Origin of the sequence: Dolichospermum sp. UHCC 0259 (assembly GCF_009711935.1) — a bacterium.
Taxonomy (GTDB): Bacteria; Cyanobacteriota; Cyanobacteriia; order Cyanobacteriales; family Nostocaceae; genus Dolichospermum.
The window spans coordinates 1-23,174 of record NZ_VIKX01000060.1; the positions used below are offsets into that span (position 1 = coordinate 1).

Below are 23,174 nucleotides of genomic sequence, written 5' to 3' on the forward strand. Positions count from 1 at the left end.
TTCGTTCACTTACGCCGTAGTGTACTAGTTTAGCTATTATTACGATGGAGGATGAGTTATCAAGGATAATAAATAGGTAGATAGATTTAAGAACATCAGCAGATTTAAGTCGTTATTTTCGTGAGCAAGTCTTAATAGAAGCAATGGTCATTTATGAGCAAAATTGATGATTTAACTCGGCGACAAATCATTGGTATGAGAAATCGGATGATTCATGCTTATTTTGATGTTGATTTAGATATTGTCTGCAAGTAATCACTAAAGATTTACCTTCACTTTTAATTGAGGTTGAAAAGGCAATTAAAGATTTAGAAACTTAAAGAATGGTTAATTGCCACTTGCCTAAATTTTATCTTCCTAATTTATTGGGAATACCTTCACAACCACCGGGAATTGTCCGTCTGGTTTTTTCTCCACACCAAGTACAACAATAGTAACGGGTGGATTCAGACATTCTTTGGGCGTTGGTGAAGTTGGCATTTTCGATAACTGCGCCGGTGTATTCTCCTGTTTCGTAGTTGGGTGGTTCGGTGCGACTGCGGGGAGATGCTTGTTCTAGTAAACCATAAAATAGGCGCACTCCATTTAAGTCGGCGTTGCTCAAATTGGCATCATATAAGATTGTGCGGGCAAGGTTGGCTTTGACTAAATCGCAATTACTCAGATTAGCACGAATGAGGTTGGCTTCACTTAAATCTGTCCAGCGCAAATCATTGTCGGCTAAATCTGCACCTGCTAACATGACACCTAAATCAATGACGCGCACTCCTTCTAAACGATCTTCGGCATAACCACCACTACCATCTAGAATAGCTCTTCCTAGTCGGCGATCGCGCTGGAGGGGAGAGAGTAATTTGGAACGGGAGAGAAATCGCAGGATTTTGGCTTTACCACTGCCATCTACACTACTAAATATAGCGGCTGTGCGTCCTTCGGCGATCGCTCTTTCTTGTGGCCAATCTTCTAATAATCCTTCTTCATCTAATACTAGATCGGAAATTCCTTGAAAGTAGGAATCTATGGTTTGCTGTTGGGTAATCATATTTTGCTGTACAGTTAGCAGGTTTTGTTGAATGGTTAGATCTTTGGAAATTACATATTGTCGCCATGCTACATAAACGGCGATAATGGCAATAGAAATTTGTCCTAATGCTCCAAACCAGTCGGCTAAAGTTCCAGAAGCATCCCAGTTAATTCTTTTTCCCCAACGCAATAAACCACTGCCCAAATTAGTAAATCTGAATAAGCCAATTATTGCTACTATTACTCCTATGAAGCCAATAAATACATTTCTGTCTTGAGGTGAAAACCATTCTGCAATGAGATCCTCCAACCATGGGAACAGGATTAACATTGATAAAATCAAGGTTGCAATAGTTCCCATGATTCCCAAGAATGAGTTATTAATGACAATACTAATGATAGTTGTGGCGATCGCCAAACTGGTAAATAATAAAATTCTTGCGGTAATAGCAGTTTGCAGACTGGAGTTATTTGCCACCAGAAAATCAGCCCCTCTGCTCATATTTGTCATGAGGGCAGATTGTCCAGATATTTGTTTTTTTCCTAATCCTTCTGTTAGTAATGAGTGATCACTACCACCAGTTTCTAATTCATCTTTTTGATTTATTTCTGAGTTAGATGAGTCAGGTTCAATATTCATAGTTTTTAGTTTCCTCCCATCGTCTCATTATCCATTTAACCGCTGTAAAAACACTTGGATTCACAGTATTATATAATCTTTATCCTCAATCTCAGATCAATCTGTACAAAATCAGATTTTTCTGAATAATTGACCGCAGATAAACGCAAATAAACGCAGATAAATACTGATAATTATGATGCTGTGCTGCCGCAGATAAATTTTTTTGTCTCCATAAGCAACAAGCAGGTAATTTTATCACGAATCATTTAGAATTTTTATGTGGGATAATTGTTTTTTGGATAATTCACTAAGTCAGGAGTGGAAGTGAGAAGAAAACGACTCTGCCATAACAGCTATAATCAGCACAATAAGAATAAGATCCCTGAATTCTCTAAGAAGTCGGGGATCTGACTCTGGCAGATATGGTATGATATTCATGGTTTATGAAAACCTTATCCAAATCTTCATCTTTAGTTTACATAAATAAAAAACAATTAATAATGATTAGTTGATTTCGATACGACTTTAAAGTTTCCATCAGTTTTAGGATAATTATATGATTTTTGTAGGTGCAATATGGTAGTTTGGCGACAATTAATTGCCTCTAGTTTAATTAGTTTTCTAGCGATTGGTTGTAGTGATTTGGCAAATTCTTCACCAGATAATACTCAACAAGTTGTTCAGGAAAGCAATGTTAATCAACTAATTACAGAGGTGCAAGATAGTCAAAAAGCAGAAAATTTATTGCTACAAGGTAATGGTTTGTTGGATACCCATCGTTATCAAGAAGCTTTAAATGTATATAATCAGGTCATAGCTATTAAAACTGATAGTGCGGAGACTTGGGTAAATCGCGGCAATGCTTTGATTGCTTTGCAACAGTATCCAGAAGCGGTAGAATCTTATGATAAGGCGATCGCTATTCGCCCTAATCAAAATGAGGCTTGGTATAATCGTGGTAATGCTTTGACGGCTTTACGAAATTATGAAGAAGCTGTTAAATCTTATGATGAAGCGATCGCTATTCACTCCAATAAACATGAAGCTTGGATTAACAGAGGCATTGCTCTAACTAAACTACAACGCTACAAAGAGGCTTTAGCATCTTACAATCAAGCAATCACTATTCAGCCGAATCTGCATCAAGCATATTATAACAAGGCTTGTAATTATGCCTTGCAAAATAATCTCGAATTAGCAATTGACAACCTCAAAAAAGCCATTCAACTTGTACCCCAAAAATATCAAACCTTAGCGAAAACCGACACGGATTTTGATAAAATTCGGGGTGAACAGCGATTTCAAGCATTATTACAATGACGGTAAGTAGTCGAATAAATTTTTACTGAACTGACAAGTCAGCGCTTATGCTATCACTTCCCTAGATTTAATGACTATTCTTACTTCCCTCTAATTCTTTCTTCATCCTGACTCCTGACTCCTGACTCCTGACTCCTGACTCCTGACTCCTGACTCCTGACTCCTCCCCTATGCCCCAACTTCAACGCATCACTATTCATCCTCAGCAAGTTCAAACCAACCAGCTTTTATTAACACCTCAACAACAACATTATTTGCTGCGGGTATTGCGCTTGCGAGATGGTGATAAATTTATTGTGATGGATGGTATGGGGAAATGGTGGTTAGCGAAGTTACAAGGGGAACAAGGAGAGATTTTAGAACCGCTGGAAGTAAAAACTGAATTACCTGTAGCTATTACCTTGATGATGGCATTACCCAAAGGCAATGGATTTGATGAAATTGTCCGTTGTTGTACTGAGTTAGGCGTAACTTGTATTGCACCTATTTTGAGCGATCGCACCCTCTTAAATCCTAGCCCCCAAAAACTAGAACGTTGGCAGCGGATAGCCTCAGAAGCCGCTGAACAGTCAGAACGGACTGTAGTTCCCACCATCCTCCCACCAGTAGCTTTTAACACTGCCATCAAAGAAAATATTGCCACTCATCGTTATATCTGTGAAGCTCGTGGAGATTATCCTCATTTACAACAGATAATCAATAAAACCGCAAATGAGATCATCATTGCCATTGGACCAGAAGGAGGTTGGACAAATCAAGAAATAGAAATAGCCAGAGAATCAGGATTTGTGCCCATTTCCTTGGGTCGTCGGATTCTTCGCGCAGTCACCGCACCCATAGTTGCCATATCTTTAATAGCCGCAAATTTTGAATGATATCCCGGAAACCATCAACACAACACCTGATTATTTTTACCCGCTACCCAGAACCAGGGAAAACAAAAACCCGGTTAATACCTGCATTGGGTGAAGTTGGCGCTGCTAACTTGCACAAACAAATGACCGAACAGACTATTTTCCAGGTCAAAGAACTGCAAAAGATCATCAGAGTATCGGTAGAAGTGCGATTTACAGGTGGTAATTTAGAAAAAATGCAAAATTGGTTGGGAAATGATTTAAGATATGAATCCCAGGGCGAAGGAGATTTAGGAGCAAGAATGGAGCGATCGCTCATCAATGCGTTTAATCAAAAAGCGAAACAAGTCATCATCATTGGTACAGACTGCCCCGATTTAAACTCAAAAACTTTAACAACCGCTTTTGAGCAATTAGAAATTTTTAATCTTGTCCTGGGACCTGCCCTAGACGGTGGTTATTATTTAATTGGGTTAAAACAACCAATACCAGAATTATTTACAAATATTTCCTGGGGAACTGCCCAAGTATTTGCCAAAACAGTAGAAACCGCCCAAAAATTAAACTTATCAATGGGTCATCTACCAACTCTAGCAGATATTGATCGTCCAGAGGATCTAACACCAATTTCTGATCTTATGAAGTACAGTTTTTTATCACAAAATCCGTAGGGGCGGGGTTTCCCCGCCCTCCATTGTATTTTCTGAAACAGAGAATTGCTGTAACACTTAAACTGTTTGCCTTTACAAATTCTTGTTATTCATTCAGAGAAAAACTTGATACACTAACCTTCATCAAACATCCTCCTAAAGTCTGATTTAAAGAAACTATGTTTAAATTCCCACAAGCATTCCCCGTACTAGGTTTACCAGTGCATATAATGAGTAATTATCCAAACTGGTTATTAGATTGTTTAAAAGCAGGTCAAGGCACTCATGTAGTCACCCTCAATGCCGAAATGACTATGCAAGCAGAGCGCAATCTCCCCTTAGCAAACATCATTAAAAACGCTGAATTAGTGATTCCCGACGGCGCAGGAGTTGTTCTCTACTTACAATATTTATCAGGACAAAAAGTTCAACGGTTTCCTGGAATTGAACTAGCCGAAAAACTTTTACAAACAATCGCTCAAGAACAAACATCAGCTTCAATATTTTTCTATGGAGGCGCACCAGGAGTAGCCGCCAAAGCCGCCGACTTATGGCAAAAACAACTTCCCACTCTCCAAATATCCGGCACACATCCTGGTTATCATTCCCCAGCCGAAGAACAACAGTTATTACAAACTCTCACCCAAATCCAGCCACAAGTCATATTTGTTGGTTTAGGAGTACCCCGTCAAGAATTATGGATTGCTAAACACCGTCATTTGTGTCCCCACTCCATTTGGATAGGTGTTGGTGGTAGTTTTGATATTTGGTCAGGTGGAAAAACTCGCGCTCCCCGTTGGTTAGCAAATAATAACCTAGAATGGCTATATAGACTATATCAAGAACCTTGGCGGTGGCAACGGATGTTAGCCTTACCAGAGTTCGCCTTTAAATCCTTAATTTATCGTTGGACTAATAAAGATGTCAATAGTTGGGAGTTCTGAGTTCAACGGTAATACGGAAACAGTTAACCGTCAAGTTGGGACAATAATAGAGTTAGATTCTGTTTCCAAAACTTATCTTCATAGTCACCATGCCTTACTTAATGTAAATTTACAAGTCCAAAAAGGAGAATTTCTATTTATTACAGGTGCTAGTGGTTCTGGTAAATCCACACTTTTGAAAATGCTCTATGGTGCAGAATTACCAACCCAAGGAAAAGTAATAGTTGATAATATTAATGTTGCCACTTTAGAAAATTATTCTTTATCATTATTACGCCGGCGCATAGGAATTGTTTTTCAAGATTATAAACTTATTCCCCAGCGCACAGTTGCCGAAAACGTCACCTTTGTATTGCAAGCACAAGGTTATACTCGCAAAGAAATTCAACGTCGTTTAGAACCAACTTTAAAATTAGTCGGTTTATTATCTAAAGCTGACCGATTTCCTGACCAACTTTCTGGAGGAGAACAGCAAAGAGTCAGTATTGCACGAGCAATTGTCGGCACACCACCTTTGTTATTAGCAGACGAACCCACAGGAAATCTAGATCCTGATAATTCTTGGCAAGTAATCCAAATTTTTCAAAAGTTAAATTCTTTCGGTGCAACAGTAATTATCACCACCCATGATGAGCAATTAAGTAGGTAAACATAATAAAACCAATATATGTTTAGTTTTGTGAAACCCGTAAAACAACCTATTTGTAAGGCATTCATTGAATTTACATTTCGTCACATACCTTTAAATTTTTCGGTTTACCTACTTAGTCAGACGTTGTCAACATCCTGTGGTGCAAGTTAAAGACGGAAAACTATCTCGAAAAAGTTAAGGAAATGTAGGTTGGGTTAAGCGACAGCGCAACCCAACATTGTCAGGGTTTTTGTTGGTTTTCCTTACGTCAACCCAACCTACGACTATTCTTAAAGAAGTCGGGGATCTAAAAATTTTTGCACATTTTGCACAAATGCTACAGTGTTTTCTAGATGAATATTATGTCCGACTTGAGGAATTATTTGTAATTTAGCAAAATTACATTCTTTAGACATGGCAATATTAATATCAATAAATTTTTTGTCTTTTTCACCAACTAATAATAATATGGGAATGGTATTTTTAGTGAGCAATTCCCATAAGCTTGGTTGAGAACCTGTTCCCATAAATTGCAATGACTTGACTAGATTTAAAGGCTGATTTGTTAATCTACTTGTGATCATAGATTGGTATTGGGGATGATTTTTGATGTCACCAAAAATTGGTTGTTGATACCAATTATTGAGAAAGTCAAAAAAATCATCTTGATGAATTATTCTAGATAGTTTTCTGGCTATTTGAGTGTCACTTTTAATTCTGGCTAATTTTGCTGTTTCTGTTGCTAAACCAGGAGAAGCAGATTCTAAGATGACTTTAATAAACCTGTGGGGAAAATACAGAGTCAGATATAAAGCTAATCTTCCTCCCATTGAGTAACCAATTAAATAACATTGATCAATTTTTAATTCATCTAATAATTGGATAATAGCTATAGCTGTAGATGCCATTGTATAGCATTCATCGTCTAAAACCTGGGTTTCTCCATGTCCAGGTAAATCAATGGTGAGATAGGAAAAATCATTAAATAGTAATTTAATTACTTTATAAAATTCATGAAGATTACCCATGAAACCATGTAAAAATAGAATTATTGGTTTTTCTTGATTGAGTTTCAGGGAGTAATTAAATGTATATTTTTTGAGATTCATGTTTTTATCTGGAACTAAGGATTAACTCTGGTAGGAATCTCTATTTGCAATTCTGTACCTGTTTCAGGAGTAGAAAAACAACGAATTTTACCTTTATGTTCTTCAACAACAATTTGATAACTAATTGATAGTCCTAACCCAGTTCCCTTACCTATAGGTTTTGTGGTGAAGAAGGGATCAAATATGCGTTTTTGATTTTCTGTGGGAATACCAATACCATTATCAGTAATGGAAATTAAAACACAATTATTTTCTACTAATTTAGTGGTAATAGAAATTTGGGGATTGGGAAGCAATTGTTTAGCTTCTATGGCATCAATAGCATTGACTAAAATATTTAAAAATACTTGGTTAAGTTTTGTCGCGTAACATTTGATTTGTGGTAGGTTATCGTATTGTTTAATAATTTCAATTGCTGGAGAATTTAATTTGTTATTGAAGCGAAATTGCAAAATCATCAAAATATTATCTATATCTTTATGAATATCAACTGTTTTAATTTCCGATTCTCCCCAATGGGAAAAGGTTCTTAAAGACAGGACAATATCGCGGATACGAGTTGTGCCAACTTCCATTGATTTAATCACTTTTGGTAAATCTGATTTGATAAAATCCAGATCAATTAATTTGGTGAAAATCTTGATTTCTAAGTCTGTATCAATTTTGATATTGTATTTTTCATGAAGTTCTATTAATTTTAATAAATCTGCTATATATTGATGAACATGAGGTAGGTTAGGATGAATGAAATTAATAGAATTATTTAGTTCGTGAGCGATACCAGCAACCAGTTGTCCCAAACTCACCATTTTTTCCTTTTGGATGAGTTGAACTTGGGTTTTTTCTACTTCGTCTAAAGCTGCTTGAATTTTATTATCACTAATTGTCAAGTTTTTTAATGTGTGAAAAAGTAAGATGCAAAAATTTATTAATGCTAGGCATAAACCGGCTGTTTGAATAATTTGTAATGTATATGTTCTCTGATTAGATATATTCTGTTGTTCTGTAGTAATCTGATTCATTAAGTCTAATAATTGCAGATTATTTTGATTTGAGTAGGCTATGGCATCTTGTAATGATTGCTGAGAAATTTTATTTTTAGAGGAAATAATAGGTGCAATTTTAACTTTATATGGATGCCAAACTGCTTCGGCTTGAGTGAGCAGATTTTTAAGTTTATTATTTTCCATAGCTGGAATAAATACTGGTTTGCCATCACTACCAGTTACGGTTTTACCTATTTTTAATCCTATTAAAGTTTCATCAAATTGCTTATAAGACTCTGCTAATTCATTCTGATAATTAGTAATTGGTTGTGCTGTTTGTGTGGCTATTTGTAATTGTAAGATAGTTTTGGAAATTCTTTGGGATAGCATTCGCTGACGACCAGATAAGTTAATAACGATCGCATCTTCTTTTAATTGAGAAGAAATCCAAAAGTTAGGGAGAAGAACACCTAAATCAAAACACAGAAATAGAGCAGCCGAAAGAAAAATAGTTCGGTATTTTCCCTGGAAAAATAAATGTGTCAGCAAGATTTGTTGGAATTTGGCTATCATGATTTAAATTTTAAAAATAGATGCTCGAAGATATAGAAATCAAAACAATATTTCCCGTTCAAAGGGTTTGATATATTCAGTTGATTTTTTGCCAATTGATATTTTGAGGGGTGGGAGGGTTAAGGTAAAAATCTATCCAAAGCGGCTTTTAATTGTTCAATTTCTGATTCTATATTACCTGCTTGAGCGGCTCTACCGATACACTCAGTTAAATGTTCGTCTAGGACAATTCGTGCTACCTTGTCTAATGCTCCACGCACGGCGGCAATTTGTAATAATACATCAGGACATGGGGTATTTTGTTGTACCATTGTCTTAATTCCGCGAACATGACCTTCTATGCGTGATAGTCTGTTAACAATCTTGCGTACGGACTCTTCACTGTGAATATGAGGATGAACAGAATCAATATGTGTATGATCTGTATGGCTGTGATTATGGATATGTTCTCCTGTTTCTGATACAGGTACGGAGTCGTTGGTGATGGGGGTTGCTCCATTCATGAGTTATTCTATGAATATTGGTTTTGGCATTTTGGCTCTAATAAATATTTTAGCCCAGAGAGATAGGAATTTTTTATGTTATTTAACTGATACTACTGAGTTAGTGACAGGTGGGAAATATTCATGTTTGAGCCAAGATTTAGCAAAATCCCAGAAACTTAAAGTTGAGTGAAAATGTCAATAAACTAGAATGAGATGTAGATAGATTTATCAAGAAACAGCAAAAACTAGACTTGTAGATTAGGTTGTGATTATGCGATTTTTCCGAATGTCCCGGTCTATCCGACAATTCAGTACCCATGTGTTAGCAATTTTCATGGGAGTAATGCTGACTGTCAGTTCCCTACAGGTGTTACCTTCAGCAGCAGAACCGGGTCCGAATCCTGTCACTGAGTCGTTCACACAAGTTGCACAAAAGCCTTCTCCTGCTGCGGCTGTGATTGGTAGTAATAGTTTTGTGACAGCAGCAGTAAATCGTGTGGGTTCGGCAGTGGTGAGAATTGATACTGAACGGACGATTACTCGCCGCAATGATCCGATGTTTGAAGATCCGTTTTTTCGGCGGTTTTTTGGTGATAGCTTTCCTCAACAATCACCGACTGAACAGTTACGGGGTTTAGGTTCGGGTTTTATTCTTGACAAAAGTGGTGTGATTCTCACTAATGCTCACGTAGTTGATAAGGCGGATAAGGTTACTGTCCGTCTGAAAGATGGTCGGACTTTTGAGGGTAAGGTGAAAGGCATTGATGAAGTTACGGATTTGGCTGTAGTTAAGATTAATGCTGGTAAAGATTTACCTGTTGCACCTTTAGGTTCTTCTAATAATGTTCAGGTGGGAGATTGGGCGATCGCTGTGGGTAATCCGTTAGGATTTGATAATACTGTTACTTTGGGGATTGTCAGCACCCTGAAACGTTCGAGCGCTCAAGTAGGTATCAGTGATAAACGGTTAGATTTCATCCAAACTGACGCAGCTATTAACCCCGGTAACTCTGGTGGACCGTTATTAAATGGTTTGGGAGAAGTGATTGGAATTAATACCGCCATTCGTGCAGATGCGATGGGGATTGGCTTTGCGATTCCTATTGATAAGGCGAAGGCGATCGCTGTACAATTGCAACGAGATGGCAAAGTTGCTCACCCCTATTTAGGTGTGCAAATGGTGACACTAACACCGGAATTAGCAAAACAAAATAACAATGACCCTAATTCCATGTTTGCAATTCCTGAAGTTAAAGGTGTTTTGGTCATGCGAGTTGTCCCTAATTCTCCGGCTGCAAGTGCAGGTATTCGGCGCGGAGATGTGATTTTGCAAATTGACAATAAAGCTATTACCAGTGCTGAACAATTGCAAGATGTTGTAGAAAACAGTACCCTTGGTCAAGCGTTGCAGGTAAAAGTGCAAAGAGGGAATCAGACACAAACACTTTCAGTCCGCACTGCTGAATTGAAAGACCTTTCTTAATTAGTTTTGAACAACAAGATCCCCGATTTCTTAAAGAAGTCGGGGATCTGACTTATTGTTGAGGAAATTGAGTAATGTTAAGAGTATTTGCAGACAGAGGTGGCACATTTACAGATATAGTTGCTATTACCAATAATCAAACCATAATTAATAGACTTTCAAGCCATCCAGAACGGTTTTTAATCGTTCCTCTCCCTCATCAACAATGGATAATAGTCTATAAATTACTATCAGAAAATCCTGAACAATATCAAGATGCCGTAATTCAAGGGATTCGGGATATTTTGGGTATTTCCCACCAAGAACCTATTCCGACTGAAGCCATAGAAATAGTCAAAATGGGGACAACAGTAGCCACAAATGCCCTATTAGAAAGAAAAGGAGATCGGGTAGTTCTAGCTATTACCAAAGGCTTTAAAGATGCGTTGAGAATAGGTTATCAAAATCGTCCAAATATATTTGCTAGACAGATAATTTTACCCACCATGTTGTATGAGCAGGTAATTGAAATAGAGGAACGCTATGATGCTCATGGACAGGAATTAATAGCCGTCAATATTGAACAAACTAAACATAATTTACAAGCGGCTTATGACACAGGAATCCGCAGTTGTGCCATTGTTTTCATGCACAGCGATCGCTATCCAAACCATGAGCAACAAGTAGCACAAATAGCCAAAGAAATCGGCTTTACACAAATCTCCATATCCCATCAAGTTAGTCCATTAATGAAATTAGTTAGTCGCGGAGATACAACCGTAGTAGATGCTTATTTAACTCCGATTTTGCGGCATTACATTAACAAAGTAGCCAGTCAAATACCTGGAGTCAAATTAATGTTCATGAAATCTGATGGTGGGTTAACAGAGGCAGAACAATTTCAAGGAAAAGATAGTATTTTAAGTGGACCCGCTGGCGGTATTGTCGGAGCAATTCAAACCAGCAAAAGAGCAGGTTTTGAATTAGTAATTACCTTTGATATGGGCGGAACAAGTACAGATGTTGCCCACTTTAAAGGAGAATATGAACGCCAATTAGACTCAGAAATTGCAGGTGCGCGGATGCGAGTTCCCGTATTAGCAATTAACACCATTGCGGCTGGAGGTGGTTCAATTTTATATTTTGATGGTTCTAGTTATCGTGTCGGACCCCAATCTGCGGGTGCAAATCCAGGACCAGCTTGTTACCGACGTAGAGGACAATTAACCGTCACAGATGCTAACGTCATGTTAGGAAAAATTCACCCTCAATATTTCCCCTCTGTATTTGGCATTGCAGGCAATTTACCCTTAGATAAAGATATTGTTAAAAAACAATTTATCCAACTCTCCCAGGCGATTGTAGCCGCCACAGGCAACACTTCTACACCCGAACAAGTAGCAGCGGGATTTATAGCGATCGCTGTGGAAAATATGGCAAATGCCATTAAAAAAATCAGTTTACAAAAAGGTTATGATGTCAGCGAATATGTCCTTTGTTGTTTTGGTGGTGCAGGTGGACAAGTTGCTTGTTTAATTGCTGATACTTTAGGAATGAAAAAGATATTTCTTCACCCCTATGCAGGAGTTCTTTCTGCTTATGGTATGGGATTAGCTGATATTCGCTCAATTAAAGAAACAGGCGTAGAAAAACCATTGAATCAAACATTAATTCCGCAATTACAGCAATTAATGGCATTTTTAGAAACCCAAGCGAAAACTACTATTAACTCCGATAAAATAAGTAAAGAAGAAATAGTTCAAAAAATTAACTTAAAATATGATGGGACTAACTCTACATTAAACATTAATTTTGCCAATAATGTGGCATTGATGCGAAAAGAATTTGAAACTGAACATAAAAATAGATATGGTTTTATTCAAACTGAGAAAACCTTAATTGTCGAATCAGTCTCAGTAGAAGTAATTCAAAAAATGGACACTCCTGAAGAACCATTAATTACTCGTAATCGTCCTTTCGATCAAAATCCCACACCTGTGGAAATAGTAAAAATGTTTACGGCTGATAAATGGCATGATACTCCTGTTTATTACCGGGATAATTTACAACCAGAAGATATTATTATCGGACCTGCTATCATTGTCGAAAAAATTAGCACAATTGTCGTTGAACCTCATTGGGAAGCAACATTAACGAAACAAAATCACTTAATTTTACAACGCCATTTTTCGTGGGTTGGGTTGAGCCTTTGCGAAACCCAACATTTCTAAAGAAAATAAGATTTTCAAAATATTTGAACGCAGATAAACGCAGATAAACACAGATAGGACTTTGAATAGCTTAATTATCAATTGGTAATTAATGTTAGAATAAACAAATAACTACTTGGTATCATATCATGGTGATTACTCAAGAAATAGCACCTGAAAGAATCATCTCTCCAGATGTTATTTTTCCTCCCAGTGACCTATATAGTGATGAACCTCCCGTGGAAACAGAACTACACCTAGAGCAAATTATGCTCTTAATAAAATGTCTAAAATGGTTATGGAAAGATAGAACCGATTTCTATGCTGCGGGAAATCTGAGTATTTATTACAGTCCACATCAGAGGAAAACAGAAAATTTTCGTGGCCCTGATTTTTTTGTCGTCTTAGGAACTGACAGAAAAACCCGTAAAAGTTGGGTAGTGTGGGAAGAAAATGGTAAATATCCTCATGTAATTGTTGAAATTCTCTCACCAACAACAGCTAAAATTGATAGAGAATCAAAAAAAGAACTTTATCAAGAAACTTTCCGCACACCCGACTATTTTTGGTTTGATCCTTATACATTGGAATTTGCAGGTTTTCATATAACAAACGGAAAATATCAACCTATAAAACCCACAGAAAAAGGGCATTTATGGAGTGAACAATTAGGGTTATATTTAGGAGTCCACGAAGGTTTATTACGTTACTTCACATCAGAAGAAAATTTAGTACCTACACCTGAAGAAACCGCAGAATTAGAAGTTAAAAGAGCAGACCAGGAAACTCAACGAGCAGAACGTTTAGCAGCAAAATTGCGAGAACTAAATATTAACCCAGATACCATTTAAAAAACACCCAAAAATGTAGGTTGGGTTGACGCAAGGAAACCCAACATATTGTTTATCTTTTTAATTTAGGTGAAAAAATGTATACCACATCTCAACCAGATCCCATTCGCTTAGAAATATTCAAAAACCTCTATCAATTCATCGCTGAACAAATGGGAATTGTGCTACAAAATACCGCAACATCAGTTAATATTAAAGAACGGCTAGATTTCTCCTGTGCTATTTTTGATGCTTCCGGTTCATTGGTTGCAAATGCGCCTCATATTCCTGTACATTTAGGCTCAATGAGTGAAAGTGTCCGCAGTTTAATTAATGATCAAGGTGACAATATTAAACCGGAAAATGTGTATTTATCAAATAACCCCTATAACGGGGGAACACATTTACCTGATGTCACAGCCATTACCCCAATTTTTGATAGAGAAAAAACACAAATTATCTTTTATGTTGCTTCTCGTGGACATCAAGCAGATATAGGTGGTATTACTCCTGGTTCTATGCCTCCTCACAGTACCACAGTCGCAGAAGAAGGAATTATATTTGATAATTTTCTCTTAGTTGAACAGGGAGACTTTCAAGAAACAGCCGTGAGAAATTATCTCTTAAATCATCCCTATCCCAGTCGAAATCCTGACCAAAATATTGCCGATTTTAAAGCTCAAATAGCTGCTAACGAAAGGGGAGTGCAAGAACTTGGTAAAATGGTTAATCAATATGGACTAACAACAGTGCAAACTTATATGCAGTTTGTCCAAAATAATGCTGAAGAATCCGTCAGACGAGCAATTGATGTTTTGAAAGATGGTGCATTTATTTATGAAATGGATAGCGGGGCAAAAATTCAGGTTGCAGTGACAATTAACCGAGAAAATCGGAATGCTAAAATTGATTTTACGGGAACATCTGCACAACTAAATAGTAATTTTAATGCTCCCAAAGCCGTAACACAAGCAGCAGTTTTGTATGTGTTTCGGACTCTAGTTGATGATAATATTCCTCTCAATGCGGGGTGTCTTAAACCTTTAGAAATTATTATTCCTGAAGGTTGTATGTTAAACCCAATTTATCCAGCAGCAGTCGTAGCAGGAAATGTAGAAACTTCCCAAACAATTGTTGATGCTTTATATGGTGCATTAGGTGTCATGGCTGCTTCTCAAGGAACAATGAATAATTTTACTTTTGGGAATGAAAAATATCAATATTATGAAACCATTTGTGGTGGTTCAGGTGCGGGGATGAATTTTCCTGGTACTGATGCAATTCATACTCACATGACCAACTCCCGTTTAACTGATCCAGAAGTTTTAGAAACTCGTTATCCTATCCAAGTAGAAAGCTTTAGTTTGCGTTCTGATAGTGGTGGTAAAGGCAAATATACAGGTGGAAATGGCGTAATTCGTCGTCTTAAATTTCTCGAACCAATGACAGCTAATATTCTTTCTAGTCATCGGTTAATTCCTCCCTTTGGTTTGCATGGTGGAGAAAGTGGAAAAGTAGGAAGAAACTGGATAAAACGTGAAAATGGAACTGAAGAAAATTTAGGTAATACGGCTACTGTAGAGATGCAACCGGGGGATGTTTTTGTGATAGAAACTCCTGGAGGTGGAGGATTTGGTAAGGTTTTGTGAATGGAACAGGACTTACGCAACTGGAACATTGGTAGGGTGCGTCAGATATCAACAATCTGTTTATTTGCAAAATTTATGCAGTCTGACGCACCCTACAAGAAATTTTTAGTGTGACACTTGCGTAAGTCCTAAATTATTTAAATGATTTAACTGGGGTTTTTATTTATCACCATTAATTATCATCTATTCTTTTATCCTGTTAATCTTGTAATCATGAGTATCCTGATATGGCTTACGCCACGCTACGCTATCAGATATTTTTCTATAAAATTGTATTTTTAGTTAAAATAAGTATAAAACACATTTTCATTGTTTAATCTCAACTCATGCAATTAATTCTCTACAGCAAACCCGGTTGTCATCTTTGTGAAGGGTTACAGGAAAAACTGGAACAAATCAAAAATCTCAGTTTTGAGTTAGAAGTACGCGATATTACCACCCGTGATGATTGGTTTGCAGCATATCAATATGAAATTCCGGTACTGCATTTACTCACTAGTGACGGTAAAGAAAAACTCATACCTCGTCCTTCTCCTCGTCTGAGTGTGGAACGTCTGGAGAAAATGTTAAGTGATTATGTGAAAAGCTAAAATGGGCGGTTTCTAACCGCCTGATGCTTTTTCAATAATCTCTTAAACTCATAAATTTGCGGTTATCTCTATTTATTCAACACTTTTTAGCCAAAATTAATGCTTTTTGGTTTTTTCTCAACTTAAGCTACTGTACATAGTGTATATTATTATATGCTGGATAGAATGCGTTTAATTAAAAATTACACCTATGACCGACATATCCAATATCAAAATTACTATTGCTTTCACTGATACAGACTTAGACGACGAGGAAAAGAATCAGGAAGTGCAAAAGCTACTGAATCAAATGCAGAAGCTAGATGAAATAGAAGACGTTAACTGCGTTATTGACCCCAACCCCCCAAAACTCAACAAAGCTGGAGGAGGTTTTTTACCCGGACTGCTAACAGCGCAAGTGAACCCTGCTAATTTTTTGAAGTTGTTTGGATTTTTGGCAGAACGTTTGGGTAACAAACCGATTAAACTCAATGTTAAAGCCCCAGATGGTCGGGAAATCAACGTCGAAGCCAGCAGTAAAGAAGAATTTGAGTTTGCTTGGCAAAAAGCACAAGATTTTATTAATAACAAATAAAGCTGAACAATGGCGAGAATTGCACTACTGATAGGGGTAAGTGAATATCAACCCGGCTTAAATAAATTGGCTGGGGCTGTAAAAGATGTGGAAGCAATGCAGCGAGTTTTACAGCATCCAGAAATGGGCGGTTTTGCTGAAAGTGAAATTATAGTCATGCCAAATCCCCAAAGACAGGATATGGAAAATGCGATTGAAAAGCTTTTTGCTAACCGTAAAAAAGATGATTTATTGTTGTTTTATTTCTCTGGTCATGGAATTACAGATGATACTGGTAAGTTATATCTAACTAATAGCCAAACTTGCAAATATGACAATGGCAATTTAGTCAAAACTACTGCTACTCCTGCCAGTTTAATACATGAATTCATGGAAAATAGTCGTTCTCAGCGACAGGTAATTATTCTGGATGCTTGCTATAGTGGTGCTTTTGCGGAAGGTATGAAAGCAAAAGATGATAGTAGTGTAGATATTAATCAGCAATTGGGAGGAAAAGGTAGGGCGGTTTTGACTTCTTCCTCTTCTAGTCAATATTCCTTTGAACAAACAGCAGAAGATTTATCAGTTTATACTCGTTACATTGTTAATGGTATTGAAACTGGGGCGGCGGATACTGATAACGATGGCATGATTTCTGTTGATGAATTGCATGAATTTGCACGAAAAAAAGTGCAGGAAGCAGCACCAGCAATGAATCCCAAAATTTATGCTGTGGAAGAAGGATTCAAAATCAAGGTAGCAAAAGCACCTATTGGCGATCCAAAATTAAAATATCGCAAGGAAGTAGAAAAATATTTACGAGATGGTAAACTTTCACCTATTGGTAATCGAATTTTAAACCGTTATCAAAATGAATTAGGTTTATCAGATGATGAAGTTAAGCAAATACAGAATGAAGTTTTAGAGCCTTATCGTATATATCAAGCTAATCTGAAAGAGTATGAAGAAGCTTTGCAAGAAGCTTTACAACATGAAGGTAGTCTTAGTCAATTTACACAAAATGAGTTAAAACACTTTCAGCAACTTTTACAACTTAGAGATGAGGATGTAGAACCAATTAACAAGAAGTTAATATCATTTTCATCACTTATTGATGAGGAAGTTAAGGAAAGTGAAAATAAATCCTCCCCAGAAAAGCAAACATTTTCAATTTTAGAAAATACAACTATTCCTAGCAGTGAAGATGACATTAGCTCAGAAAAAGAAATAGACTATACTAAACTGCGTGACTTACTTAAAGCAGGTAACTGGAAAGATGCAGACTATGAAACAGATTTGGTAATGTTAAAGGCTGTAGGACGTGAGAAAGGCGACGGGATTTGGATTAAGGACGAAGAACTTTTAAACTTTCCTTGTACTGATCTTCGCACTATTGACAAACTGTGGGTAAAATATAGCAATTGTCAATTTGGCTTCAGCGTCCAAAAGGAAATTTACTTACGCGTCGGTGGCATCTTGGACGGCAAGTCTCAGGATGAAGCCTGGGATAAATTCAGCGAAAAAGTGGGATGGAGGATAGGAGGAGAACAGAAAGAAATAATTTATACAAAAGATGCACCCCCTGGACACTTGCCTTATGTGTATGCCGCACCCGTTACATCCTGGGCTTATATCTTTGAGTCCTTCGTTGGTTTCGACCCTCGACCTAAATGGCTGATTTTTCGAGCGCCCAATTATCTTTTCCGTCGCATCGAGACTTGTAAAGTCTAACATCTAAGGCTTTCCGAGATTTGTAAATATTTATTACATCCCCCCCTTTCCCACGCTAGAATCAACATTTCAGCAATTCGTTACCTGGCACTGCGGGAATTTGAGCCTATTTTCTGATTATATTATGTCTGCTGGTATGCTGCTAAAAAATCTTCTCGTGATATTCCAGCCTGAGTGCAGATTGATCTTAATGTTGAACTTTTAATCTGAGAATGATTAGGCATAGTTAATGGTGTTTTTGTTCCGTCTTCATTGTTTTTTATCATCACAATATGTTCCCGTTCTCGAATAATACTAAATCCGAGTAACTCCAATGTTTTAATAACTTTTGCTTTTGGTGCATCTACGGGAAATTTAGGCATTAAATCATCACCTCAGCTTCCGCTACAAAAGCCTCTAAAATTGGTGATTCATCTTCTAAAACTTCTTTACCAAATACTTCTATATGACATTTAATAGCTGATTTCACATCAGCTAAGGCTTCTTCATAGCTATTACCTTCACCAACTATAACTCCTTGAATACCAAGGGGATAAGCAATATAACCATCAAAGTGTTTTTCGACAATAATTTTAATTTGTTTCATATAGTTCATTTTGGAGGATCTAATTATTTGTTAGGTTTTTCTGGAAGTTCGTTTAAAGTATATCTAGCTCTAGTTTTGAGAATATTCAATTGATCAACCTGTGCCAGTAATTTGTCTAAAGTTTCACTTTCTTCATTAGACAATTGATTTTCAGAATTTTTCATTAATAACTTATCTAACTCAATCTGACTTTTAAGAGACAAGGAAGTTTCTGCCAAAGCTTGTAACTCATCGAAACTCAAAGCAATCAACAATTCAGTATCTGTTGGTAAGTTTCCAGATTTAACAATACACCAACTTTTTCTCCCTGGGTATTAGTTATATACTGCACTGATTCAGGCATGGTTTTAGATGTAAGTTTAAAAATTAATGTCCGTCATACTTATTCTAGTGTATCTTCTGATTTTCCACTAATCAACTTAATAAATTGAGATACAGCATCATAGAAAAATGGTATAATATCAATTAACCAAAAACCCTATATTCAATATGAAAATAATTATAGATGACCTAGAACCCAATCTAGTAGAAAAACTCAAATATCAAGCAGAACAAAATGGACGCACTCTAGAAAGTGAGTTAAAACTCATTTTAACACAAGCTGCTGCAAAAATTCCCCGCCAATATTTTCATAACCAACCATTAATTCCTCTAGAAACATTAGCGGCACAGGTAAAAGAGTCTTTAGATAATACAGGATATGATTCTTATGAGAAAATTATTGATTTAATTCAAGACGTGAAAAAAGAAATAGCTGAAGAATATTTATTAAAAGCACAACATCAAAATGAGTCATGATATCCCTCAACGTTTATTTTTAGATACTAATATTTACATTATTGGTGTTGCTAATCAGAATAGTTATGAAAGAAGAATATTAGAATCAGTTGGTTTTCTACAACCTTCATCTGTAGAAATAATAATTTCAGAAGAGTTATTAGATCAGATTTTACGAGTTTCTAAACGTTTATATAATAAAGATTGGGGTAGTCAGATTGTTGCTAGAATTTGGCAGCAATTACAAGTTATTTATGTAAATTTTACTGCTGATGAATGGCTAAAGATAGAAGAATTAGGACTAATTCCTCGTGAAGATATTGGAGTTTATTTAACTGCGAGTAAGGGTGAAACTCAATGTTTTGTTTCTGCTAATTATAAACTAATTCGTTGTTTAGTCCAAGAAACAAAAGAGTTTGAATGTTTAACTCCTCAAGAATTTGTGAATAAATATTTAGAATAAATTTTTATTTTTCACGAATAAACTCAATAAATTGAGATACAGCATCATATTGATCAGGAATTGCTAAAAACCTTAATAATAAGTTCTTATCCAAATCGGGTAGAAAGCGACTATGTTGCACTTCCTCATATTCAAAAACAGCATTTAAACTAAAGATTTGGATTTTATTATTTCTCCAAAACCAAACTTCTGGAACTCGTTTAGGTTTATATAATTCAGTTCTCTTAATTGTGCCACTACTAACTATAATTTCAATGACAATATCAGGAACTTCTTTATTAGTACCAATACAATAAGACTCATCCGGTGTTCCCGAAGCATAACCAGATTCTTCTAAAGTAAAACCACCTCTACCATAAAACCGAATCCCCTTATATCTCATGTACGCTTCTAACAAATAGGAAAGGGTTTTTTTTACATATTCATGTTTATCACCAATAGGAGATATAATTTCCAGCACCCCTGCTAAATATGCCAATTTTACAGCATGATTTTCTTGTAACTGCACCTCAATAGTTTTAAACTGTTGCCAAGAAACACTAGGTACAGTTACCAGTTTTTCTTCTTCCTGTTCTAAAATTGGAACTTTCATAGAAAAAACCGCCATTATTATTTATACTTAATTATACTCTATTGTAGTAGGTTGAGTTAAACAAGGATAAACCAAATTAATTTCGTGATGATGTTAAGATAAAGAAAAACTATCTAAAAAATATGAGTAACCAAATCACAATTACTCTACCAGATGACGTTTATCAAAAAGCTGAACACTTTGCACGTTTAGCAAATCGGGATTTAGCCAGCGTCTTAGTTGATACTATCCAGTTTTCTATCCCACCTATTAGCCTAGAAGCAACAAACTTTGAACCTGTATCAGCACTTTCTGATCAACAAGTTTTAGCTTTGACAGAATTACAAATGGAATCGGAAGAAGATAGTCGTTTAAGTGAGTTACTGGATAAACAACAAGCTGGTATGCTTACAGAATCAGAATATTCCGAATTACAAACACTAATGCAAATTTATCAGGAAGGGCTTTTACGGAAAGCTACTGCATTGAGTGAAGCTGTTAAACGTGGATTAATAAAAGAGTTAGGTGCGTGAGTTCTAGTCAAATTTCTGAAGAAGTTCGGATGAGGGTGCGAAACCAGGCTAATAATCAATGTGGTTACTGTCTTAGTCTGCAAAAGTATGTATTGGGTATTTTAGAGATTGATCATATTATTCCCAAAGCTAAAGGTGGCACTGATAACGAAGAAAATTTATGGCTTGCTTGTAGACTATGCAACGGATACAAAGGTACTCAAACTCATGGTCTAGATCAAGTTACTGACAGCAAGGTAAAACTATTTAATCCTCGTGAACAAACATGGTCATCTCACTTTGCTTGGACTAACAATGGTACACATATCATAGGATTAACTGCCTGTGGTCGTGTTACGGTTTTAGCTTTACAACTTAATAATATTTACCCAGTGAGTGTGAGACAAGCCTGGGTTTCTGCTGGTTGGCATCCACCTGAAGACCTTTTCTGATTTTTGTTGTATCTCTCCCAATATATAAAAAATAATGTTTAAATAAGCGCAAGACAAGCTTGTGGCGAGGTTCACTAGATGAAATTGCGGGAATTATTAGCGGCTGTAGATGGGATTGAGTCTGCAAATATACCAGATATTGATATTCAAGGACTGAAAACTAATTCCCATGCCTGTGGTGTGGGCGATTTGTTTATTGGGATGCCAGGAAGTAGGGTAGATGGTGGGGAGTTTTGGCCGGGTGCTTTGGCTGCGGGTGCTGTAGCGGCGATTGTTTCTGCGGAAGCTATGAGGAAAAATCCGCCGACAGGAAACTCTGTGGTGATTAGTGCTGAGAATATGACTCAGGCTTGCGCTCAAATAGCTGCGGCTTTTTATGGTTATCCTGGACAAAAGCTGAAAATGGTGGGTGTGACGGGGACTAATGGGAAAACTACTACTACTCATTTGATTGAATATTTCTTAACTCAGGCTAATTTACCGACGGCGTTAATAGGTACGCTGTATACGCGCTGGCCTGGTTTTGAGGAAACGGCTGTGAATACTACTCCTTTTGCGGTGGATTTGCAGCAACAATTAGCTAAGGCGATGAATGCTGGTTGTGATACTGGGGTAATGGAAGTTAGTTCTCATGCTTTGCACCAGGGAAGGGTTTTGAGTTGTGCTTTTGAGGTGGGGGTGTTTACTAATCTGACTCAGGATCATTTGGACTATCATTTGAATATGGAGGATTATTTTGCGGCAAAGGCGTTGTTATTTAGTCCTAATTATCTGCACGGACGGGCAATTATCAATGCTGATGATGTCTACGGTAAACGGATAATTGCATCTTTGCATGGGGAACGGGTTTGGAGTTATAGCGTTAATGATAGTAGCGCTGATTTTTGGATGAGTGATTTAAGTTATCAACCGCATGGGGTGAGTGGGATTTTACATACTCCTCAAGGTAATGTGGCTTTTAGTTCGCCTTTGGTTGGTCAATATAATTTAGAAAATCTTTTGGCTGCTGTGGGGGCGGTTGTGCATTTGGGTTTAGATGTGCAATTGGTAGCAGGTGCTATTCCTGGGTTTCCCGGTGTTCCTGGCCGGATGGAACGGGTGCAAATTAGTTCAGAACAGGATATTAGTGTGATTGTGGATTATGCCCATACTCCTGATAGTTTGGAGAATTTGCTGAAGGCGGCTCGGCCGTTTATTCCTGGTAAGATGATTTGTGTGTTTGGTTGTGGGGGAGACCGCGATCGCACTAAACGTCCGAAAATGGGGAAAATAGCGGCGGAACTTGCAGATATAGCGGTGGTGACTTCGGATAACCCTCGCACGGAAGACCCGGAAAAGATATTACAGGATGTGGTGGCAGGTATTCCTGATATGGTACAGGCAATGGTGATTAGCGATCGCTCTACTGCCATTCGTACAGCCATTTTACAGGCTCAACCTGGAGACGGTGTATTATTAGCCGGTAAGGGTCACGAAGACTATCAAATTCTGGGGACTGAAAAAATTCACTTTGACGACAGAGAACAGGCTAGGGAAGCTTTACAGGAAAGAATTAATAGGGAATAGGGGACTGGGGACTGGGGACTGGGGA

27 protein-coding genes are annotated in these 23,174 nt (G+C 37.1%); 19 read left to right on the forward strand and 8 right to left on the reverse strand.

What is annotated here, in order from left to right:
* The first annotated feature begins 153 nt into the window (after positions 1-153).
* A complete protein-coding gene (locus tag FJR05_RS26820; RefSeq protein ID WP_217385516.1) occupies positions 154-255 on the forward strand; it encodes a HepT-like ribonuclease domain-containing protein in 102 nt (33 codons plus the stop codon).
* 94 nt (positions 256-349) lie between these two features.
* On the opposite strand, the gene FJR05_RS04600 is transcribed toward FJR05_RS26820, so the two are convergent.
* The gene (locus FJR05_RS04600) at positions 350-1,663 is read right to left on the reverse strand and encodes a pentapeptide repeat-containing protein (RefSeq protein WP_168643007.1); all 1,314 of its coding nucleotides are present in this window, start codon (positions 1,661-1,663) and stop codon (positions 350-352) included.
* A 558-nt stretch (positions 1,664-2,221) separates the two neighbouring features.
* On the opposite strand from FJR05_RS04600, the gene FJR05_RS04605 reads away from it, so the two are divergent.
* The 5 genes from FJR05_RS04605 (at position 2,222) to ftsE (ending at position 6,062) form a co-directional block, all read left to right on the forward strand.
* A complete protein-coding gene (locus FJR05_RS04605) occupies positions 2,222-2,965 on the forward strand; it encodes a tetratricopeptide repeat protein (RefSeq protein WP_168643008.1) in 744 nt (247 codons plus the stop codon).
* Between the two features lie 170 nt (positions 2,966-3,135).
* Positions 3,136-3,840: a 16S rRNA (uracil(1498)-N(3))-methyltransferase gene (locus FJR05_RS04610; protein ID WP_168643009.1), complete on the forward strand. Its 705-nt coding sequence runs from the start codon at positions 3,136-3,138 to the stop codon at positions 3,838-3,840.
* Positions 3,837-4,490, forward strand: coding sequence for a TIGR04282 family arsenosugar biosynthesis glycosyltransferase (locus FJR05_RS04615; protein WP_168643010.1), 654 nt, complete (start codon positions 3,837-3,839; stop codon positions 4,488-4,490). The genes FJR05_RS04610 and FJR05_RS04615 overlap by 4 nt, the downstream gene beginning before the upstream one ends.
* Before the next feature lie 158 nt (positions 4,491-4,648).
* The gene (locus FJR05_RS04620) at positions 4,649-5,413 is read left to right on the forward strand and encodes a WecB/TagA/CpsF family glycosyltransferase (RefSeq protein ID WP_168643011.1); all 765 of its coding nucleotides are present in this window, start codon (positions 4,649-4,651) and stop codon (positions 5,411-5,413) included.
* Entirely contained in the window at positions 5,391-6,062 is a 672-nt protein-coding gene (gene ftsE, locus FJR05_RS04625) for a cell division ATP-binding protein FtsE (RefSeq protein WP_168643012.1), read from the forward strand. The genes FJR05_RS04620 and ftsE overlap by 23 nt, the downstream gene beginning before the upstream one ends.
* A gap of 272 nt (positions 6,063-6,334) precedes the next feature.
* Here the strand turns inward: ftsE and menH are convergent, their stop codons facing one another.
* The 3 genes from menH to FJR05_RS04640 form a co-directional block, all read right to left on the reverse strand.
* Positions 6,335-7,153 (reverse strand): 2-succinyl-6-hydroxy-2,4-cyclohexadiene-1-carboxylate synthase, encoded by an 819-nt coding sequence (gene menH / locus FJR05_RS04630; protein ID WP_168643013.1) that lies wholly within the window; start codon positions 7,151-7,153, stop codon positions 6,335-6,337.
* 14 nt (positions 7,154-7,167) lie between these two features.
* Positions 7,168-8,712, reverse strand: coding sequence for an ATP-binding protein (locus tag FJR05_RS04635; RefSeq protein WP_168643014.1), 1,545 nt, complete (start codon positions 8,710-8,712; stop codon positions 7,168-7,170).
* A gap of 119 nt (positions 8,713-8,831) precedes the next feature.
* Entirely contained in the window at positions 8,832-9,215 is a 384-nt protein-coding gene (locus FJR05_RS04640) for a metal-sensitive transcriptional regulator (protein WP_168643015.1), read from the reverse strand.
* A 10-nt stretch (positions 9,216-9,225) separates the two neighbouring features.
* Between FJR05_RS04640 and FJR05_RS04645 the strand changes: the two genes are divergently transcribed.
* The 8 genes from FJR05_RS04645 (at position 9,226) to FJR05_RS04680 (ending at position 18,222) form a co-directional block, all read left to right on the forward strand.
* Complete coding sequence (locus tag FJR05_RS04645) at positions 9,226-9,387, forward strand: hypothetical protein (RefSeq protein WP_168643016.1); 162 nt, start codon at positions 9,226-9,228, stop codon at positions 9,385-9,387.
* An 81-nt stretch (positions 9,388-9,468) separates the two neighbouring features.
* Entirely contained in the window at positions 9,469-10,680 is a 1,212-nt protein-coding gene (locus FJR05_RS04650; RefSeq protein ID WP_168643017.1) for an HhoA/HhoB/HtrA family serine endopeptidase, read from the forward strand.
* Positions 10,681-10,754: 74 nt separating this feature from the next.
* Positions 10,755-12,890, forward strand: a complete 2,136-nt coding sequence (locus FJR05_RS04655) for a hydantoinase/oxoprolinase family protein (protein WP_168643018.1) — start codon at positions 10,755-10,757, stop codon at positions 12,888-12,890.
* Positions 12,891-13,018: 128 nt separating this feature from the next.
* A complete protein-coding gene (locus tag FJR05_RS04660; RefSeq protein ID WP_168643019.1) occupies positions 13,019-13,720 on the forward strand; it encodes a Uma2 family endonuclease in 702 nt (233 codons plus the stop codon).
* Positions 13,721-13,797: 77 nt separating this feature from the next.
* On the forward strand, positions 13,798-15,348 hold the full coding sequence (locus FJR05_RS04665; protein ID WP_168643020.1) for a hydantoinase B/oxoprolinase family protein: 1,551 nt from the start codon (positions 13,798-13,800) through the stop codon (positions 15,346-15,348).
* A gap of 326 nt (positions 15,349-15,674) precedes the next feature.
* The gene (locus FJR05_RS04670; protein ID WP_168643021.1) at positions 15,675-15,938 is read left to right on the forward strand and encodes a glutaredoxin family protein; all 264 of its coding nucleotides are present in this window, start codon (positions 15,675-15,677) and stop codon (positions 15,936-15,938) included.
* Positions 15,939-16,128: 190 nt separating this feature from the next.
* Complete coding sequence (locus tag FJR05_RS04675; protein ID WP_168643022.1) at positions 16,129-16,512, forward strand: hypothetical protein; 384 nt, start codon at positions 16,129-16,131, stop codon at positions 16,510-16,512.
* Positions 16,513-16,521: 9 nt separating this feature from the next.
* Positions 16,522-18,222: a GUN4 domain-containing protein gene (locus tag FJR05_RS04680; protein ID WP_168643023.1), complete on the forward strand. Its 1,701-nt coding sequence runs from the start codon at positions 16,522-16,524 to the stop codon at positions 18,220-18,222.
* A 122-nt stretch (positions 18,223-18,344) separates the two neighbouring features.
* On the opposite strand, the gene FJR05_RS04685 is transcribed toward FJR05_RS04680, so the two are convergent.
* The 3 genes from FJR05_RS04685 to FJR05_RS04695 are packed head-to-tail and all read right to left on the reverse strand — an operon-like array spanning position 18,345 to position 19,062.
* On the reverse strand, positions 18,345-18,584 hold the full coding sequence (locus FJR05_RS04685) for a type II toxin-antitoxin system HicA family toxin (RefSeq protein ID WP_168643024.1): 240 nt from the start codon (positions 18,582-18,584) through the stop codon (positions 18,345-18,347).
* A complete protein-coding gene (locus FJR05_RS04690; RefSeq protein WP_168643025.1) occupies positions 18,584-18,808 on the reverse strand; it encodes a type II toxin-antitoxin system HicB family antitoxin in 225 nt (74 codons plus the stop codon). The genes FJR05_RS04685 and FJR05_RS04690 overlap by 1 nt, the downstream gene beginning before the upstream one ends.
* 23 nt (positions 18,809-18,831) lie before the next feature.
* Entirely contained in the window at positions 18,832-19,062 is a 231-nt protein-coding gene (locus tag FJR05_RS04695) for a hypothetical protein (protein ID WP_254446724.1), read from the reverse strand.
* 235 nt (positions 19,063-19,297) lie between these two features.
* Here FJR05_RS04695 and FJR05_RS04700 point away from each other — a divergent pair, with 235 nt between their 5' ends.
* Together FJR05_RS04700 and FJR05_RS04705 are read left to right on the forward strand one after the other, a co-directional pair.
* Positions 19,298-19,606: a hypothetical protein gene (locus FJR05_RS04700; RefSeq protein WP_168643026.1), complete on the forward strand. Its 309-nt coding sequence runs from the start codon at positions 19,298-19,300 to the stop codon at positions 19,604-19,606.
* Positions 19,596-20,048 carry a hypothetical protein gene (locus tag FJR05_RS04705; protein ID WP_168643027.1) on the forward strand — a complete coding sequence of 151 codons (453 nt, stop codon included), beginning with the start codon at positions 19,596-19,598 and terminating at the stop codon, positions 20,046-20,048. The genes FJR05_RS04700 and FJR05_RS04705 overlap by 11 nt, the downstream gene beginning before the upstream one ends.
* Positions 20,049-20,052: 4 nt before the next feature.
* On the opposite strand, the gene FJR05_RS04710 is transcribed toward FJR05_RS04705, so the two are convergent.
* Positions 20,053-20,640 (reverse strand): Uma2 family endonuclease, encoded by a 588-nt coding sequence (locus tag FJR05_RS04710; protein WP_168643028.1) that lies wholly within the window; start codon positions 20,638-20,640, stop codon positions 20,053-20,055.
* A gap of 122 nt (positions 20,641-20,762) precedes the next feature.
* Here FJR05_RS04710 and FJR05_RS04715 point away from each other — a divergent pair, with 122 nt between their 5' ends.
* From FJR05_RS04715 to FJR05_RS04725, 3 genes are all read left to right on the forward strand, one after another.
* On the forward strand, positions 20,763-21,152 hold the full coding sequence (locus tag FJR05_RS04715; protein ID WP_168643029.1) for a hypothetical protein: 390 nt from the start codon (positions 20,763-20,765) through the stop codon (positions 21,150-21,152).
* Entirely contained in the window at positions 21,149-21,583 is a 435-nt protein-coding gene (locus FJR05_RS04720) for an HNH endonuclease (RefSeq protein ID WP_371416799.1), read from the forward strand. The genes FJR05_RS04715 and FJR05_RS04720 overlap by 4 nt, the downstream gene beginning before the upstream one ends.
* Positions 21,584-21,661: 78 nt before the next feature.
* Complete coding sequence (locus FJR05_RS04725) at positions 21,662-23,149, forward strand: UDP-N-acetylmuramoyl-L-alanyl-D-glutamate--2,6-diaminopimelate ligase (protein ID WP_168643030.1); 1,488 nt, start codon at positions 21,662-21,664, stop codon at positions 23,147-23,149.
* Positions 23,150-23,174: the final 25 nt, after the last annotated feature.

What these genes read in the sequence shown, in the direction of transcription:
- FJR05_RS04620 (WP_168643011.1), top strand. Translation starts at nt 4,649, where the DNA reads ATGTTTAAATTCCCACAAGCATTCCCCGTACTAGGTTTACCAGTGCAT.
- FJR05_RS04610 (WP_168643009.1), top strand. Translation starts at nt 3,136, where the DNA reads ATGCCCCAACTTCAACGCATCACTATTCATCCTCAGCAAGTTCAAACC.
- FJR05_RS04690 (WP_168643025.1), bottom strand. Translation starts at nt 18,808, where the DNA reads ATGAAACAAATTAAAATTATTGTCGAAAAACACTTTGATGGTTATATT.
- FJR05_RS04660 (WP_168643019.1), top strand. Translation starts at nt 13,019, where the DNA reads ATGGTGATTACTCAAGAAATAGCACCTGAAAGAATCATCTCTCCAGAT.
- FJR05_RS04655 (WP_168643018.1), top strand. Translation starts at nt 10,755, where the DNA reads ATGTTAAGAGTATTTGCAGACAGAGGTGGCACATTTACAGATATAGTT.
- FJR05_RS04705 (WP_168643027.1), top strand. Translation starts at nt 19,596, where the DNA reads ATGAGTCATGATATCCCTCAACGTTTATTTTTAGATACTAATATTTAC.
- FJR05_RS04675 (WP_168643022.1), top strand. Translation starts at nt 16,129, where the DNA reads ATGACCGACATATCCAATATCAAAATTACTATTGCTTTCACTGATACA.
- FJR05_RS04635 (WP_168643014.1), bottom strand. Translation starts at nt 8,712, where the DNA reads ATGATAGCCAAATTCCAACAAATCTTGCTGACACATTTATTTTTCCAG.
- FJR05_RS04715 (WP_168643029.1), top strand. Translation starts at nt 20,763, where the DNA reads ATGAGTAACCAAATCACAATTACTCTACCAGATGACGTTTATCAAAAA.
- FJR05_RS04640 (WP_168643015.1), bottom strand. Translation starts at nt 9,215, where the DNA reads ATGAATGGAGCAACCCCCATCACCAACGACTCCGTACCTGTATCAGAA.
- FJR05_RS04665 (WP_168643020.1), top strand. Translation starts at nt 13,798, where the DNA reads ATGTATACCACATCTCAACCAGATCCCATTCGCTTAGAAATATTCAAA.
- menH (WP_168643013.1), bottom strand. Translation starts at nt 7,153, where the DNA reads ATGAATCTCAAAAAATATACATTTAATTACTCCCTGAAACTCAATCAA.
- FJR05_RS04600 (WP_168643007.1), bottom strand. Translation starts at nt 1,663, where the DNA reads ATGAATATTGAACCTGACTCATCTAACTCAGAAATAAATCAAAAAGAT.
- FJR05_RS04650 (WP_168643017.1), top strand. Translation starts at nt 9,469, where the DNA reads ATGCGATTTTTCCGAATGTCCCGGTCTATCCGACAATTCAGTACCCAT.
- FJR05_RS04685 (WP_168643024.1), bottom strand. Translation starts at nt 18,584, where the DNA reads ATGCCTAAATTTCCCGTAGATGCACCAAAAGCAAAAGTTATTAAAACA.
- ftsE (WP_168643012.1), top strand. Translation starts at nt 5,391, where the DNA reads ATGTCAATAGTTGGGAGTTCTGAGTTCAACGGTAATACGGAAACAGTT.
- FJR05_RS04680 (WP_168643023.1), top strand. Translation starts at nt 16,522, where the DNA reads ATGGCGAGAATTGCACTACTGATAGGGGTAAGTGAATATCAACCCGGC.
- FJR05_RS04725 (WP_168643030.1), top strand. Translation starts at nt 21,662, where the DNA reads ATGAAATTGCGGGAATTATTAGCGGCTGTAGATGGGATTGAGTCTGCA.
- FJR05_RS04615 (WP_168643010.1), top strand. Translation starts at nt 3,837, where the DNA reads ATGATATCCCGGAAACCATCAACACAACACCTGATTATTTTTACCCGC.
- FJR05_RS04645 (WP_168643016.1), top strand. Translation starts at nt 9,226, where the DNA reads ATGAATATTGGTTTTGGCATTTTGGCTCTAATAAATATTTTAGCCCAG.
- FJR05_RS04670 (WP_168643021.1), top strand. Translation starts at nt 15,675, where the DNA reads ATGCAATTAATTCTCTACAGCAAACCCGGTTGTCATCTTTGTGAAGGG.
- FJR05_RS04700 (WP_168643026.1), top strand. Translation starts at nt 19,298, where the DNA reads ATGAAAATAATTATAGATGACCTAGAACCCAATCTAGTAGAAAAACTC.
- FJR05_RS04710 (WP_168643028.1), bottom strand. Translation starts at nt 20,640, where the DNA reads ATGAAAGTTCCAATTTTAGAACAGGAAGAAGAAAAACTGGTAACTGTA.
- FJR05_RS26820 (WP_217385516.1), top strand. Translation starts at nt 154, where the DNA reads ATGAGCAAAATTGATGATTTAACTCGGCGACAAATCATTGGTATGAGA.
- FJR05_RS04605 (WP_168643008.1), top strand. Translation starts at nt 2,222, where the DNA reads ATGGTAGTTTGGCGACAATTAATTGCCTCTAGTTTAATTAGTTTTCTA.